Source organism: Streptomyces sp. yr375, assembly GCF_900110755.1.
Lineage (GTDB): Bacteria > Actinomycetota > Actinomycetes > Streptomycetales > Streptomycetaceae > Streptomyces.
The window spans coordinates 422645-438578 of sequence record NZ_FOFF01000001.1; the positions used below are offsets into that span (position 1 = coordinate 422645).

The window sequence follows — 15934 nt, forward strand, 5'->3', positions numbered from 1 at the left end:
GGCCGTCACCGGAGGAACGCGGCCGCCACACCCGCGTCGACGGGGACGTGCAGCCCGGTGGTGTGGGTCAACTCCCCACCCGTCAGGGCGAACACGGCGTTCGCGACGTGCTCGGGCAGCACCTCCCGCTTGAGGATGGTCCGTTGCGCATAGAACTCGCCCAACTTCGCCTCCTCGACCCCGTACACGGCCGCCCGCTGCGCCCCCCACCCACCGGCGAAGATGCCCGACCCACGCACCACACCGTCCGGGTTCACCCCGTTGACGCGAATCCCGTGCTCACCCAACTCAGCGGCCAGCAACCGGACTTGATGAGCCTGATCGGCCTTGGTGGCCGAGTAGGCGATGTTGTTGGGCCCGGCGAAGACGGCGTTCTTCGACGCGATGTAGACGATGTCCCCGCCCAACCCCTGCGCGATCATCACCCGAGCCGCCTCACGCGAGACGAGGAACGATCCGCGGGCCATGATGTCGTGTTGGAGATCCCAGTCCTTCGCCGAAGTCTCCAGCAACGGCTTGGAGATGGAGATCCCGGCGTTGTTCACGACGAGGTCGACCCCGCCGAAGGCGAGCACGGCGGCCCGGAAGGCCCCGGCGATCTGCTCCTCGGACGTCACGTCGACGGTGACGGCGACCGCCTTGTCGGCCCCGCCCAACTCCTCCGCGACGGCGCAGGCGTTCTCACCATTGACGTCGGCGACGACGACACAGGCACCCTCGGCCACCAGCCGACGCGCGATCGCCTTCCCGATCCCGCTCCCGGCCCCCGTCACCAGAGCCACCCGCGCGGCCAGCGGCCTGGGCTTCGGCATCCGCCGGAGCTTGGCCTCCTCCAGCGCCCAGTACTCGATGCGGAACTTCTCCGACTCCTCGATCGGGGCGTACGAGGACACCGCCTCCGCGCCCCGCATCACGTTGATCGCGTTGACGTAGAACTCGCCGGCCACCCGCGCGGTCTGCTTGTCCTTGCCGAAGGAGAACATGCCCACGCCCGGCACCAGCACGATCGCCGGGTCCGCGCCGCGCATGGCGGGGGAGTCGGGCTCGGCGTGCCGCCGGTAGTAGGCGGCGTACTCCGCACGGTAGGCGGCGTGCAGTTCCTTCAGCCGGGCGATCGCCTCCTCCAACGGACCGGTCGGCGGCAGGTCGAGGACCAGCGGCCGCACCTTGGTGCGCAGGAAGTGGTCGGGACACGACGTACCGAGCGCGGCGAGCCGCGGGTGCTCGGCCCGCGCCAGGAAGTCGAGGACGACGTCGGAGTCGTCGAAGTGCCCTACCTGGGGCCGGTCTTGAGAGGCGATCGCCCGCACGTACGGCGCGAGTGCGGCGGCCCGGGCCCGCCGCTCGCCCTCGGCCGGCGCCTCGTACCCCTCGATAACGGGACCGAAGGGCTCGGCGCGGCCCTTCTCCGTCAGGAACGCCTCCGCGGTCTGGATGATGTGCAGCGAGTTGCGCTCGCACTCCTCGGAGGTGTCGCCCCAGGCGGTGACCCCGTGCCCGCCGAGGACACACCCGACGGCCTGCGGGTTGGCCGCCTTGACGGCGGCGATGTCCAGCCCGAGCTGGAAGCCCGGCCGCCGCCAGGGCACCCACACCACACGGTCCCCGAAACACTCGGCGGTCAACTTCTCCCCGTCCGCCGCACAGGCGAGCGCGATCCCGGAGTCGGGGTGCAGATGATCCACGTGGACGGCGTCGACGAGCCCGTGCATGGCGGTGTCGATCGACGGCGCCGCCCCACCCTTCCCATGCAGGCAGTAGTCAAACGCGGCAACCATCTCGTCCTCGCGCTCGACGCCCGGATAGACGTCGACGAGCCCCCGCAGCCGATCCAACCGCAACACGGCAAGCCCGCCCTCGGTGAGCGTCCCGAGATCACCGCCCGACCCCTTCACCCACATCAACTCGACGTCCCCACCGGTCACGGGGTCGACGCCGGTCCCCTTGGCGGACGTGTTCCCACCGGCGTAGTTCGTATTGCGAGCATCAGCGCCGAGCCGATGGGACCGGCCGAGGAGGGCGGAGGCTTCGGGGTGGGTGGACATAGAGATTCCTTTACTTCTCGACTGAGGGGGAGTGCATTTCCCTAGGGGCGCGGGGCTGTATCGATATGCGGCTCCGCCGCGTGGGCGCGACCAGCCACAACCGGCCCGCAGCCCGCGAACTACAGAACCAGGCAGACGCTCACGCCCCCCACCCCGCCTGCTCCCCACCAACCCGCGAGGCAACGATCTTCTCGGCCCACCCAGACCTCCGGTACGCGGCGATGGGATCGGGGTCCACCCCCATCTCCTCCCGCACCTCACACAGAAGCGGCCGCACATCCGTGTTGAACGCATCCATCACCACCGCATTCGCCTCCAACACATCCCCGGAGACCTGAGCCGCGGCCAACGCCGACCGGTCGACGAGCAGCGCCTTCGCCGTCGCCTCCTGAACGTTCATCACGGACCGGATGATCGCCGGAATCTTCGCCTCGATGTTGTGGCACTGGTCGAGCATGAACGCCACGTCGGAGGTGAACCCGCCCCCACGCACCACCTCGTACATGATCCGGAACAACTGGAACGGATCGGCGGCGCCCACCATGAGGTCGTCGTCGGCGTAGAAGCGCGAGTTGAAGTCGAACCCCCCGAGCTTCCCCTCCCGCAGCAGCGTGGCGACGATGAACTCGATGTTCGTGCCGGGCGCGTGGTGCCCGGTGTCGACCACGACCTGCGCCTTCGGCCCCAGCTTCAGACAGTGCGCGTACGCCGTCCCCCAGTCCGGCACGTCCGTCGAGTAGAAGGCGGGCTCGAAGAACTTGTACTCGAGCAGCATCCGCTGCCCGTCCCCCAGCCGCGCGTACACCTCGGAGAGCCCCTCGGCCAGCCGGTCCTGGCGGGCGCGGAGGTCGTCCTGCCCGGGATAGTTCGTGCCGTCCGCGAACCACAGCTTCAGGTCGGCGGAGCCCGTCGCGTCCATGATGTCGACGCAGTCCAGCAGATGATCGAGAGCCTTGCGCCGTACCGCCGCGTCCGGATGGCAGATGCTGCCCAGTTTGTAGGCGTCGTCCTGGAAGGTGTTGGAGTTGATCGCCCCGAGCCTCACACCCCGGTCCTCGGCGTGTTTCGCGAGCGCGGAGTAGTCCGCCACCCGGTCCCACGGGATGTGCAGCGCCACGGTCGGGGCCACGCCGGTGAACGCGTGCACCTGCGCCGCGTCGTCCAGTTTCTCCTGCGGGGTGCGCGGCACGCCCTGCTGGGCGAACACCTTGAAGCGGGTCCCCGAGTTCCCGTACGCCCACGACGGCGTCTCGACGGCCTGGGTCTTCAGCGCGGCTTTCACCGCGGCGAGGTCGGTCACTTCGGGCTCCTGTGACATCGGTTGACATCCATGCTGGGTGAAACGATTCAGAACGGGAAGCTATGAGGCCGCCGAAGCAGTGTCAACCCCTTCGTTCAGGCCTGTTGTCCGTAACCGCCGCGCGACCTTCGGCTATCGAAAACTTTTCGAGACCGACCCATTGACGTGACATGCCCTGCCTGCCTAACGTCCCGGCAACCCAGTTGAAACCTTTCACGACGCCGTGGCGGCCCCGACGGGCCCCGTCCCCGGACGTCGTCGAGGAGCCACCCATGACCCACCCGTCCGATCCGGGACCCGACCCGGGACTCGATCCGGGAGCCGACCCGGAAGCGGCCCCGGGAGCGGCCCCGGTGCTGGCGCTGAAGGACGTAGCCAAGTCCTTCGGGGCCGTGCGCGCCCTGCGGGGCGTCTCCCTGGAGCTGTTCCCCGGCGAGGTGCACGCCCTCGCCGGGGAGAACGGCGCGGGCAAGTCGACCCTCATCAAGACCCTCGCGGGGGTGCACCGACCCGACGCCGGCCGGGTGCTGCTCGACGGTGAGCCCGTCGTCTTCCACGGCCCCGGCGACGCCCGCGACGCCGGCATCGCCGTGATCTACCAGGAGCCGACGCTCTTCCCCGACCTTTCGATCGCCGAGAACATCTACATGGGCCGCCAGCCCCGGCGCGCCCTCGGCCGGATCGACCACAAGGCCACCCGCGCCGCCACCGCCGCCCTGATGGAGCGCCTCGGCGTCGACCTCGACCCCGACCACCCGGCGCGCGGACTGTCCATCGCCGACCAGCAGATCGTCGAGATCGCCAAAGCGCTCTCCTTCGACGCCCGCGTCCTCATCATGGACGAGCCGACCGCCGCCCTCACCGGCAGCGAGGTCGCCCGCCTCTTCGCGGTCGTAGGCACCCTGCGCGAACAGGGCGCGGCCGTCCTGTTCATCTCCCACCGGCTGGAGGAGATCTTCCGGATCTGCCGACGCGTGACGACCTTGCGCGACGGCGAGTTGATCGCCAGCGAGCCGATCGACGGCATGACCGAGGACGACCTGGTCCGCCGCATGGTCGGCCGCGACCTCGACGAGCTCTACCCCAAGCAGGACGTCACCCCGGGCGAAGTCGCCCTGAGCGTTCGCCGGTTGACGCGGGAGGGTGTCTTCACCGACGTCTCCTTCGAGGTCCGGCGCGGCGAGATCGTCGGCCTGGCCGGACTCGTCGGCGCCGGGCGCACGGAGGTGGCCCGGGCGGTGTTCGGCATCGACCGCTGGGACGGCGGCGAGGTCCACGTGGACGGCCGTCCGCTCACCAACGGCGCACCCTCCACCGCGATGGCCGCCGGCCTCGCCCTGGTACCGGAGGACCGGCGCGCCCAGGGACTGGTGATGGACATGTCCATCGAGCGCAACATCAACCTGACCGGACTGCGTACGACGGTGAAGGCCGGCCTGATGGACCGCGCCGCCGAGCGCAGCCGCGCCCTCGACTGGGCGGTCAGGCTCCAGGTGAAGTACGCCCGGATCGCCGACTCCGTCAACACGCTGTCCGGCGGCAACCAGCAGAAGGTCGTCCTCGCCAAGTGGCTCGCCACCGGGCCGAAGGTGCTCATCGTCGACGAGCCGACCCGTGGCATCGACGTCGGCACCAAGGCCGAAGTGCACCGGCTGCTCGGCGAGTTGGCCGCCGACGGGGTCGCCGTCCTGATGATCTCCTCCGACCTGCCCGAGATCCTCGGCATGGCCGACCGGGTGCTGGTGATGCACGAGGGCCGCCTGGCCGCCGAGATCCCCCGCTCCGCCGCCACCGAGGAGACCGTGCTGGCCGCAGCCACCGGGAGGGCCGCCGCATGACGGTGACCACCTCCCACGAGGCCCCCGTCGCCGAGGCGGCGAAGTCCGGCGGCACCCGGCTGGTCGACCGTGTCTTCAGGATGCGCGAACTCGCCATCCTGGTCGTCCTCCTGGTGATGATCGCCGTCACCCAGGCGGGCAACAGCGCGTTCCTGTCCGAGCAGGGCGTCAAGGACCTGCTGCTGAACGCGACGATCCTGGTGCTGGTCGCCACCGGCCAGTCCCTCGTCGTCATCACCCGCAACGTCGACCTGTCGGTCGGCTCCACCCTCGGCATCAGCGCCTTCGCCGCCGGCACCTATCTGCACGGCGGCGGCGACCCGGTGCTCGCGATCGTGCTGGCCGCCCTGCTCGGCGTCGGCTGCGGGCTGCTCAACGGCCTGCTCGTCAGCCTCGGCCAGGTGCCCGCCCTGGTCGTCACCCTCGGCACGCTGTACATCATCCGGGGCGTCGACTCCATCTGGGTCGGCTCCCGCCAGATCACCGCGGCCGATCTGCCCGCCTCCTTCGTCGACTTCGGCTCGGGCGGCCTCTCCGCCGTCCCGTACCTCGCGCTCATCGCGCTCGCCGTGCTGATCGCCACCGCCTACTACCTCAAACACTTCGGCGGCGGCCGCGAGTTGTACGCGCTCGGCTCCAACCCGGAGGCCGCCCGCCTCGCCGGCATCCCGGTGCGCAAGCGGATCCTCGCCGCGTACACCTTCTGCGGCGGCCTCGCAGGACTCGCCGGGGCGCTGTACCTGGCCCGGTTCGGCAACGTCGACTCCAGCACCGGCACCGGCTACGAACTCACCGTCGTCAGCGCGGTCGTGGTCGGCGGCGTCGTCTTCACCGGCGGCTCCGGCAGCGTCTACGGTGCGGCCCTCGGCGCGCTGCTCCTCACCTCCGTCAACAGTGTCCTGCCCGCCCTCGGCGTCAGCTCGGTCTGGGTGCTCGCCATCAACGGCGTCCTGCTCCTGCTGGCCATCGCGGTCGACCGGATCGTCGCCGTACGGGTGGCGTCCGCGCTGAAGAAGACGTCGGCGTCCGCCGGGGCGGCCGTAGCGAAGGGGGAGACTCGTGCGTGAGTCCCTGAACCGGGCGAACCGGCCCACGAGTCGGGTGAACCGGGTGGTCCGGTGGGACACCGTCGTGGGCGCTCTCCTGATCGTCCTGCTCCTGCTGTCGTTCTCCTTCGTGGACGGCTTCGGCAACGCCCTCAACCTGTCGTTCCTGATCGGCAACACGCTTCCGATCGCGCTGATCGCCCTGCCGATGACCCTGCTGGTGGTCTCCGGCGAGATCGATCTCTCGGTCGCCTCCACGGCCGGTCTGTCCGGCGCGGTGATGGGCGCGCTGTGGAACCAGGGCATGACGATCGAGACGATCATCCCTGTCTGTCTGCTGCTCGGTGTCGTCTGCGGGCTGGTCAACGGCCTGCTGGTGACCCGGCTCGGGCTGCCCTCCCTCGCCGTCACCATCGGCACCATGGCGGCCTACCGGGGCATCGCACAGATCGTGCTCGGCTCCGACGCGGTCACCGACTTCCCCACCCAGTACCTGGACTTCGCCGCCGGCCGCCTCGGCGACACCTTCCTTCCGCAGGCCTTCCTGCCCTTCGTCGTGCTGCTCGCGATCGCGGCGGTCGTCCTGCACGCCACACCGTTCGGGCGGTCGCTCTTCGCGGTCGGTGCCAGCGAGGAGGCCGCGCGGTTCGCCGGTATCCGGGTCAGGCGGCAGAAACTGATCCTGTTCACGGTGACCGGTCTCATGGCCTCGCTCACCGGTGTGTTCTGGGCCCTGCATTACGCCAGCGCTCGCTATGACAACGCGACTGGGCTCGAACTGTCTGTCGTGGCCGCCGTGTTGCTCGGCGGTATCGACTTCGACGGGGGCAAGGGGACGTTGGGCGGTGCCGTCGCTGGTGTTTTCCTGCTTGGGGCGTCGCAGAACGTGATGAGTCTGATGAACGTTTCCGCACAGTCGCAGATCGTCGTGACCGGTGTGTTGCTGGTCGTCTCCGTGTTGGGGCCTCGGGTTGCGCGTCAGATTGCCGTTGTTTCGGCGGCTCGGAAGGTCGTTCCCTGCGGGTCCGTTGTGGCTGGTCGCGCCCACGCGGCGGAGCCGCAAATCGATACAGCCTCGCGCCCCTAAAGACCTTCACCTGCCCTCTCTCAAGAAGGATCGCCATGTCCAATTCATCCCTCCTCCGGGCCTGTGTCGCCCTCGTCGCCGTTTCCTCCCTTGCCCTTGGTGTTAGCGCATGTGGTGGCACCACAAAGGAAGATGTGAAGAAGGAGAGCGGCGGGTCGGCCGTGTCGTCCGGGAAAGCGGATCCGAATGCCGCGCTGAAGAAGGGGCTCACCGTCGGGTTCCTGCCGAAGGCGGTCAACAACCCCTACTTCACCTCCTCCGACAAGGGCGGTGAGGCGGCGCTGAAGGAACTCGGGTCCAGTTACAAGGAAGTCGGGCCGTCCAGCGCCACCGACACGTCCGGGCAGGTCAGTTACGTCAACACCCTCACCCAGCAGCAGGTCGACGCGATCGCCGTGTCGGCGCAGGACCCGGGTGCCCTGTGCACCGCGCTGAAGCAGGCGATGAGCAACAAGATCAAGGTCGTCACCTACGACTCGGACACCAACCCCGGGTGCCGTAACGCGTTCGTGTCGCAGGCGTCCGCCGAGGATCTGGGGCGTACCGAGGTGCAGTTGCTCGCCGAACAGATCGGCTACAAGGGCGAGATCGCGATCCTGTCGGCCGCGCAGACCGCGACGAACCAGAACACCTGGATCGGCTTCATGCGGGACGAGTTGAAGGATCCCAAGTACAAGGACGTCAAGCTCGTCAAGGTGGCGTACGGCAACGACGACGCCCAGCAGTCCTTCCAGCAGACCCAGGGCCTGTTGCAGGAGTACCCGAACCTGAAGGGGATCATCTCCCCGACGACGGTCGGCATCAAGGCGGCGGCCCAGTACCTGTCGGGCTCGAAGTACAAGGGCAAGGTCAAGCTGACCGGCCTCGGCACCCCGAACGACATGCGCACCTACGTCAAGAACGGCACCGTCGACGCCTTCGAGCTGTGGGACCCGGCGAAGCTCGGCGCGCTGGCCGCGCAGACGGCGGTGGCGCTGGTCTCGGGCCGGATCACCGGCAAGGCGGGCGAGACCTTCAAGGCCGGCACCACCACGTACACCATCGGCAAGGACGGGGTGATCAGCCTCGGCAAGCCGACCGTGTTCGACGCCAAGAACATCGACCAGTTCAACTTCTAGCGGTTCAACTACCAGTATCCGGAGGGTTGTTGATGCGGCGCGTGTGTTTTCTGCTGAAGGTCAGGGCGGACCGGCTCGACGAGTACCGTGAGCGGCACGCCGCCGCGTGGCCGGAGATGCTCGCCGCGCTGTCGGCGACCGGCTGGCACAACTACTCGCTCTTCCTGCGCGAGGACGGCCTGCTCGTCGGCTACCTGGAGACCGAGGACTTCGAGGCCGCCCGGGCGGGGATGGCGGCCACCGACGTCAACGCGCGCTGGCAGGCGGAGATGGCGCCGTTCTTCGAGTCGCTGGACGGCGACCGTCCCGACGCCGCCATGAGACCTCTTACCGAAGTCTTTCACCTGGCCTGACATACTCCGTTCTCCCCCACTTTCATATGACAATGGAGTTCTCCAGATGAGACGACGTACTCTGCTGGCCGGCGCTCTCCTCGGTGCCACGGCGGCCCCCACGCTCGCCGCCGGCACCGCCAGCGCCGCGGACCCCGGCCCCTCCGTCACCCGCAAGGGCAGCACCCGGCTCGACGCGCAGGCCCTGTTCTTCGTGTCCTACGACGGGCTGGTCAACAACAACTCGTTCCAGAAGAGCGGCCTGCTGAGCTACAAGGGCTACCAGTACGCCGCCTGGTACACCGCCGCCCGCAACGCCGTCGTCGCCCGCCGCGCCCTGGGCACCGCCGCCTGGTCCACGGTCACCCTCACGCACCAGCTCAAGTCCAGCGACTCCCACAACGTGATCTCCATGGGCGTCTCCAAGGCCGACGGCCGGCTCCACCTCAACATGGACTCCCACAGCGACGGCTTCTTCTACGTGAAGTCGGTGGCCGGGCTCCTCGACAACCCGGCGTCCACCTCCTGGACGGCGGCCCGGTTCGGCGCCGTGCAGACCACCCTCGACGGCCTCGCGCTCACCAGCCAGTTCACCTACCCGCAGTTCATCTCCACCCCCGAGGGCAGGCTCCAGCTCAGCTACCGGGTCGGCATATCCGGCAACGGGCGCAACGCCCTCGCGGAATACGACGGCTCGAAGTGGACCGCGCTCGGCGAGTGGTCCGGCTCCACCGGCACCTACACCAGCGAGCACGGCTCCTCCACCGTCCGCAACATGTACCTCCACGGCATCGACTACGACGTCAAGGGCCGCCTGCACTCCTTCTTCACCTGGCGTGAGCAGAGCGGCGCGGTGATGTGCTCCGGCGGCGGCATCAGCAACCACGACACCGGCTACGTCTACTCCGACGACCGCGGCCGGACCTGGCGCAACAACGCGGGCGCCGTCGTCGGCACCACGGGCGGCTCCGACAAGGTCGCCGTCACCGACAGCGGGCTCGTCGTGGACGCGCTCAACGCCGACCACTCCCTGATGAACCAGGAGAGCCAGGCCACCGACTCCGCCGGCCTGCCGCACGCGATCATCAGCTACGTCCCCGGCCGCTTCACCCAGTGCACCACCAACTACGTCAACGACCGCACCGCCAACGGCCGCGCCTTCCACCTGCGCAAGAACTCCGCCGGGAGCTGGCAGAAGACGGAGATCCCGGTCGTCCTCGGCTCCAGCCAGCGCACCAAGCTCGTCCTGGACAAGTACGACAACGCGTACGCGATCTTCCCCTTCGGCCGGATCGCCGGCGCGTCCAAGGCCTCCGGCTACACGGACTGGACGGTGCTCTTCGACGGCAGCGGCCTCAACGCCTTCGGCGAGGTCGTCATCGACGAACTGCGCGTCAAGGCGGACAACACCCTGTCGTTCATGTACCAGGAGAAGTCGAGCGGGACGACCCCGTCGGCGCTCCACGTCGTCGACTTCGCACTGCCCGCATGACGTGTGCGGCGGCCCGGACGGGGGCGCGGCGGCGTGGCGGTAATGTGAAGACCGTCCCGCCGTGCCCTGTTCACCTGGAGGTTCCCGCCTGATGGTCCAGTCGGTGGGTATCAAGGACGTCGCCCGTGCCGCCGGAGTCTCCGTCGGCACGGTGTCCAACGTCATCAACCGCCCGGACACCGTCGCCACCGAGACCCGGGCGCGCGTCCGCTCGGCGATAGACCGGCTCGGCTACGTCCGCAGCGAGTCCGCCCGCCAGTTGCGCGCGGGGCGCAGCCGCATCATGGGGCTGCTCGTCCTGGACATGGGCAACCCCTTCTTCGTGGACGTCGCCCGTGGCGCGGAGCGGGCCGCCCGGGACGCCGGGCTCGGCGTGATGGTCTGCAACAGCGCCGAGAGCGCCGGCGAGGAGGCCGAGTACCTGTCGCTCTTCGCCGAGCAGCGGGTGCGGGGCGTGCTGCTCACCCCGGCCGACGCGACCGGCCGCAACATCGCCTCCTTCCGCCGGCACGGCATCCCGTTCGTGCTCGTCGACCGGGTCTCCGAGGGCACCACCGAGTGCTCGGTGTCGGTGGACGACGTGGCGGGCGGCGCGCTCGCCGTACGGCACCTCGTCGACGCCGGACACCGTTCCCTTGCGTACGTCAGCGGCCCGCCGGGCTTCACCCAGGTCCGCGACCGCCGTACCGGCGCGCTGAACGCGCTCGCCGAGGCGGGCCTCGGCCCCGAGTGTCTGCGCGAGCTGCCCACCGAACGGCTGGACGTCGCCGCGGGCCGGGACGCGGGCGCGCGCCTGCTCGGCCTCGCCGACCGTCCGACCGCCGTGTTCTGCGCCAACGACCTGCTCGCCCTAGGCGTGCTCCAGGCCATGTACGCGGCGGGTGTCGGCGTCCCCGACGACCTCGCCATCGTCGGCTACGACGACATCGAGTTCGCCGCCGCCGCGGCCGTCCCCCTCACCTCCGTACGCCAGCCCGCCGTCACCATGGGCGCGCTGGCCGCGGAGATGCTCCTCGAAGAGACCGAGGAGGGCGAGGAGCGGGGAGGCGACGCCGGGCGGCACGAACACCGGCGGGTCGTGCTCCAGCCGGAGCTGGTGGTCCGCCGCTCCAGCCTCTCGGCACGCTGAGGCGGACCGAGGCCCGGGCTCCGGCACCGCCCGGACATGTGCTGGACTGGGCCGCGGTCCGCACACCGATCGCCCCGGGAGCCCCTGTTGTCCGTCAGCTACCGCCAGCCCGGCGTCGTCCTCACCGACCGCCGCTTCACCGTGCCCCTCGACCACACCGACCCGGCCGGGGAGACCATCGGGCTCTACGCCCGCGAGGTCGTCGCGAGCGAACGAGCGGACCAGGACCTGCCCTGGCTGCTCTACCTCCAGGGCGGCCCCGGCTTCGGCGCCAACCGCTTCATCGGCAAACCGGCCTGGCTCGGCCGCGCGCTGGCGGAGTTCCGCGTCCTCCTCCTCGACCAGCGCGGCACCGGCCACTCCACCCCGGCCAACCGCCAGACGCTACCGCTGCGCGGCGGACCGGCCCAACAGGCCGACTACCTGGCGCACTTCCGCGCCGACTCCATCGTCCGCGACTGCGAGCGGATCCGCCGCGAGGTCACCGGCGGCGCTCCCTGGACCGTCCTCGGCCAGAGCTTCGGCGGCTTCTGCACGGTCAGCTACCTCTCCACCGCGCCCGAGGGCCTCGCCGCCGCCCTGATCACCGGCGGACTGCCCGCCCTCGACGCGCACGCCGACGACGTCTACCGCGCCGCCTACCCGCGCATGGAACGCAAGGTCGCCGCGCACTACGCCCGCTACCCGCAGGACGTCGAACGCGCCCGCCGCATCGCCGACCACCTCCGGCGCCACGAGGTGACGCTCCCCGGCGGCTACCGGCTCACCGTCGAGGCCTTCCAGACCGTCGGCATCCTCCTCGGCGCCGGCGAGGGCAGCCACCGCCTGCACCACCTCCTGGAGGATGCCTTCGTCCCCACCCCGCACGGCCCCGAGCTGTCCGACGCCTTCCAGGAGGAGATCCGCGGCATCCTCTCCTACGCCGGACACCCCCTCTACGCCGTCGTCCACGAGGCCATCTACGGCCAGGACGCCCGCCCCACCGCCTGGGCCGCCGACCGGGTGCGCGCCGAGTTCCCGCAGTTCGACGCGGCGAGGACGCTCGCAGGCGACGGACCGCTGCTGCTCACCGGCGAGACGATCCACCCCTGGATGTTCGACACCGACCCCGCGCTGCGCCCCCTGCGCGAGACCGCCGAACTCCTCGCCGCCCGCACCGACTGGCCGCCCCTGTACGACCCCGCCCGCCTCGCCGCCAACGAGGTCCCGGTCGCCGCCGCGATCTACCACGACGACCTCTACGTCGACACCGCGCACTCCCTGCGCACCGCCCGCGCCGTCCGGGGCCTGCGCACCTGGGTCACCGACGAGTTCGAACACGACGGCGTCCGGGCCGGCGGCCCCCGCGTCCTGGACCGGCTGCTCGCCCTCGCCCGCGACGAGGTGTGAGGCCTCCGCCGCCGCTCTACCCTTCAGACATGACCGAGCCGACGATCCCCCAGCTCCAGCCCATGCCCGAGGACTGGCGGCGGGCCCTGGCCGTGGTGGCGCACCCGGACGACCTCGAATACGGCTGCTCCGCGGCCGTCGCCGCCTGGACCGACGCCGGCCGCGAGGTCGCCTATGTGCTCGCGACCCGCGGCGAGGCGGGCATCGACACCCTCGCGCCCGCCGAGTGCGGCCCGCTGCGCGAGCGGGAGCAGCGGGCGAGCGCGGCCGTGGTGGGCGTGTCGACGGTCGAGTTCCTCGACCACCGGGACGGTGTCATCGAGTACGGGCTCGCCCTGCGCCGGGACATCGCCGCCGCGATCCGCCGCCACCGGCCCGAACTCGTGATCACCCTCAACCACCGCGACACCTGGGGCGGGGTCGCCTGGAACACCCCCGACCACGTCGCCGTCGGCCGCGCCACGCTCGACGCCGCCGGGGACGCCGGCAACCGCTGGATCTTCCCGGAACTCACCGACCAGGGCCTCGCGCCCTGGAACGGGGTGCGCTGGGTCGCGGTGGCCGGATCCGCGACGCCCACCCACGCCGTCGACGCGTCGGCCGGACTGGAGCGGGCGGTGACCTCGCTCCTCGAACACCGCACGTACATCCAGGCGTTGACCGACGAAGAGCCCGAGACCTACGCCCGCGGCTTCCTGACCGGCGTCGCGAAGTCCGTCGGCGAGCGGTTCGGCGGCCGGCCTGCCGTGGCGTTCGAACTGTTCGGCCGGTAGTCCCGCGCCGCAGGTCAGTAGGGTGGACGGCATGCAAGACACGACGGCGGACCGGACCGTACTGCGCGGCGACTGCGACAACTGCTTCGGCCTGTGCTGTGTGGCCCTGCCCTTCGCCCGCTCCGCGGACTTCGCGCTCGACAAGCCCGCCGGGAAGGCCTGCCCCAACCTGGGCGGGGACCACCGCTGCGGCATCCATGCGCGACTGCGGCAGCAGGGCTTCACCGGCTGCACGGTCTACGACTGCTTCGGCGCCGGGCAGAAGGTCTCGCAGGTCACCTTCGGCGGCCAGGACTGGCGTACGGCCGCCTCGGGTGAGCACGCCCGCCGTATGTTCGACGTGTTCCCGGTCGTCCGGCAGCTCCACGAACTCCTCTGGTACCTCACCGAGGCGCTCGCCCTGCCCGTGGCCCGCCCGCTCCACGCCGACCTGCGCCGGGCCCTGGAGAGGACGGAGGAACTCACCCTCCTGCCCCCGGACGAGCTGACCGCGCTCGACGTCCCGGCACACCGCCAGGACGTCAACGTACTGCTCCTGAAGACCAGCGAACTGGCCCGGGCCGGTATCCGCGGGCGCAAGAAGGAGCGCCGGGGCGCCGACCTGATGGGCGCCCGTCTCAAGGGCGCCGACCTGCGGGGCGCGAACCTGCGCGGCGCCTGTCTGATAGCCGCCGACCTCACCGGCGCGGACCTGCGCGGCGCGGATCTCATCGGCGCCGACCTGCGCGACACCGACCTGACGGACGCCGACCTGACCGGCGCGTTCTTCCTGACCCAGCCGCAACTGAACGCGGCCCGGGGGAGCGCGGGCACGAGGCTGCCCGAGTCAGTCACCCGCCCCGGGCACTGGACGGCGGGGGTCTGACGACGCCGGCGTGCGCCGCTCCAGGTGCAGCCGCAGCCCGTCCGGCATCAGCGTCAGCCGCTCCGTGACCCGCAGCCGGTACGCCGTGTCGGGCCGCAGCTCGTAGCGGCGCAGCAGCAGTCCGAGCACCAGCGTGGCCTCGTGCAGCGCGAACTGCCGTCCGATGCAGGCCCGCGCCCCGGTGCCGAACGGCTTGAAGGTGTGCGGGGCACGCGCGCGTACGGCCGCCGCGTCGAAGCGGTCCGGGTCGAACCGCTCGGCGTCCGGCCCCCACACCTCGGGATCCCGGTGCAGCATGCCGGTGAGGACCAGCGCCCAGCCGCCGCGCCGCATCGGATGCTCCCCGCCCAGCACCGTGTCCGCACGGGCCTCCCGGGCGAACGCGGGCGCCGTCGGCCACAGCCGCAGAGCCTCGTCGAGGACCCGGCGGACGTACCGCAACCGGGCCACCTGCTCGTACCCCGGCACGGCCGTGTCCCCCCACACCCGGTCCACCTCGGCGCGGGCGCGGGCCGCGAGGCGCGGGTTGCGGGAGAGGTAGTGCAGGGCGAAGGAGAGCGCGCCCGAGGTCGTCTCGTGCCCGGCGACCAGGAAGGTGATGACCTGCCGCCGTACGTTGCGCGCCGACAGCCGTTCGCCCGTCTCCGGGTGGGCGGTGTCGAGCATCCGGTCGAGCAGGTCGCCGTCTCCGCTGCCCTTGCCGCCGCCCTGGTCGCGGCGGGCCCGTACCAGGTCGTCGACCGTGTGGTTCAGGTAGGCGATGTCCGCCGCGTTGCGGCGCGCGGCCCGCCGCAGCAGCGCGGGGGAGGGCACGGTGTTGAGGCGCTGCGCGTAGGTGAGGGTGCCCACCATCGCCGTCACGAAGGGATGCGGCCGGGCGCGCTCGAAGGACCCGAAGTCATGGCCGAAGCCGGTGCGGGCGATGGTCTCCAGGGTCAGCTTGGTCATGTCCCTGGGCACGTCCACCGCCCGGCCCGCCGCCAGCTCCCGGTCCCAGTGGCCGGTGAGGCGGTCCGCCACGGCCAGCATCATCGGGTGATAGGCCGCCATGGCCTCCCGGCTGAACCCCGGGGCCAGGACGTCGTGCGCGAGCTGCCAGTTCGGCTCGTGGTTGTACGCCGTGAACAGGGCGTCCCCGGCGACCGGCCGCAGGTTGGCGATGCCCAGCCCCACATGCTTGGCGAACCGCGCCTCGTCCGCCAGGTCGGCGGTCAGCCCCGCGCCCCACACGAACACGAACTCCCGGCCGAACGCCTTGCGCCGGAAGATCGGCCCCAACTGCCTCGCGTAGCGCAGCGAGTCCTGGATGGGCGTGCGCCGGCTCGCGCCCAGAAGGTCGCCGAGCAGCGGCAGCCGGTGCGGCGGATGCGGAATGCGCTCCAACTCGGGCCACCCGAGCTCCGCCCCGCGAAACCCCTTCGGCAGCACGCCCTCAGTAGTCGTCCCGGTTGTCCCGGTCGTCCCCGTCGTCTCCGCCATGACGCCATCTCCCTTGATGCAGCGGCAGGTTGAGCATGTTG

Annotated in this window: 13 protein-coding genes; 10 read left to right on the forward strand and 3 right to left on the reverse strand. The window is 70.7% G+C overall.

The genetic code is table 11. The features are described 5' to 3' along the window. Positions 1-5 precede the first annotated feature (5 nt). Positions 6-2045 (reverse strand): bifunctional aldolase/short-chain dehydrogenase, encoded by a 2040-nt coding sequence (locus BMZ82_RS01665; RefSeq protein WP_093770789.1) that lies wholly within the window; start codon positions 2043-2045, stop codon positions 6-8. A 139-nt stretch (positions 2046-2184) separates the two neighbouring features. Continuing rightward, positions 2185-3345 carry an L-rhamnose isomerase gene (gene rhaI, locus BMZ82_RS01670; RefSeq protein ID WP_093770791.1) on the reverse strand — a complete coding sequence of 387 codons (1161 nt, stop codon included), beginning with the start codon at positions 3343-3345 and terminating at the stop codon, positions 2185-2187. A 272-nt stretch (positions 3346-3617) separates the two neighbouring features. Between rhaI and BMZ82_RS01675 the strand changes: the two genes are divergently transcribed. The 10 genes from BMZ82_RS01675 (at position 3618) to BMZ82_RS01720 (ending at position 14414) form a co-directional block, all read left to right on the forward strand. Continuing rightward, positions 3618-5183 carry a sugar ABC transporter ATP-binding protein gene (locus BMZ82_RS01675; protein ID WP_256251707.1) on the forward strand — a complete coding sequence of 522 codons (1566 nt, stop codon included), beginning with the start codon at positions 3618-3620 and terminating at the stop codon, positions 5181-5183. After that, a complete protein-coding gene (locus tag BMZ82_RS01680; RefSeq protein ID WP_093770793.1) occupies positions 5180-6250 on the forward strand; it encodes an ABC transporter permease in 1071 nt (356 codons plus the stop codon). Before BMZ82_RS01675 ends, BMZ82_RS01680 begins: the two co-directional genes overlap by 4 nt. Positions 6251-6284: 34 nt before the next feature. Continuing rightward, the gene (locus tag BMZ82_RS01685) at positions 6285-7316 is read left to right on the forward strand and encodes an ABC transporter permease (protein WP_256251718.1); all 1032 of its coding nucleotides are present in this window, start codon (positions 6285-6287) and stop codon (positions 7314-7316) included. Positions 7317-7351: 35 nt separating this feature from the next. Then, on the forward strand, positions 7352-8434 hold the full coding sequence (gene rhaS, locus BMZ82_RS01690) for a rhamnose ABC transporter substrate-binding protein (RefSeq protein ID WP_093770795.1): 1083 nt from the start codon (positions 7352-7354) through the stop codon (positions 8432-8434). 32 nt (positions 8435-8466) lie between these two features. Further along, entirely contained in the window at positions 8467-8787 is a 321-nt protein-coding gene (locus BMZ82_RS01695) for an L-rhamnose mutarotase (RefSeq protein ID WP_093770797.1), read from the forward strand. A 46-nt stretch (positions 8788-8833) separates the two neighbouring features. Further along, positions 8834-10258 (forward strand): BNR repeat-containing protein, encoded by a 1425-nt coding sequence (locus BMZ82_RS01700; protein ID WP_093770799.1) that lies wholly within the window; start codon positions 8834-8836, stop codon positions 10256-10258. Between the two features lie 91 nt (positions 10259-10349). Further along, the gene (locus BMZ82_RS01705) at positions 10350-11387 is read left to right on the forward strand and encodes a LacI family DNA-binding transcriptional regulator (RefSeq protein WP_093770801.1); all 1038 of its coding nucleotides are present in this window, start codon (positions 10350-10352) and stop codon (positions 11385-11387) included. An 87-nt stretch (positions 11388-11474) separates the two neighbouring features. Next, entirely contained in the window at positions 11475-12776 is a 1302-nt protein-coding gene (locus BMZ82_RS01710; RefSeq protein WP_093770803.1) for an alpha/beta fold hydrolase, read from the forward strand. A gap of 29 nt (positions 12777-12805) precedes the next feature. Next, entirely contained in the window at positions 12806-13549 is a 744-nt protein-coding gene (locus BMZ82_RS01715; RefSeq protein WP_093770805.1) for a PIG-L deacetylase family protein, read from the forward strand. Positions 13550-13580: 31 nt separating this feature from the next. Next, positions 13581-14414 carry a pentapeptide repeat-containing protein gene (locus BMZ82_RS01720; RefSeq protein WP_093771127.1) on the forward strand — a complete coding sequence of 278 codons (834 nt, stop codon included), beginning with the start codon at positions 13581-13583 and terminating at the stop codon, positions 14412-14414. Here the strand turns inward: BMZ82_RS01720 and BMZ82_RS01725 are convergent. After that, complete coding sequence (locus BMZ82_RS01725) at positions 14376-15893, reverse strand: cytochrome P450 (RefSeq protein WP_093770807.1); 1518 nt, start codon at positions 15891-15893, stop codon at positions 14376-14378. The genes BMZ82_RS01720 and BMZ82_RS01725 overlap by 39 nt on opposite strands. Positions 15894-15934: the final 41 nt, after the last annotated feature.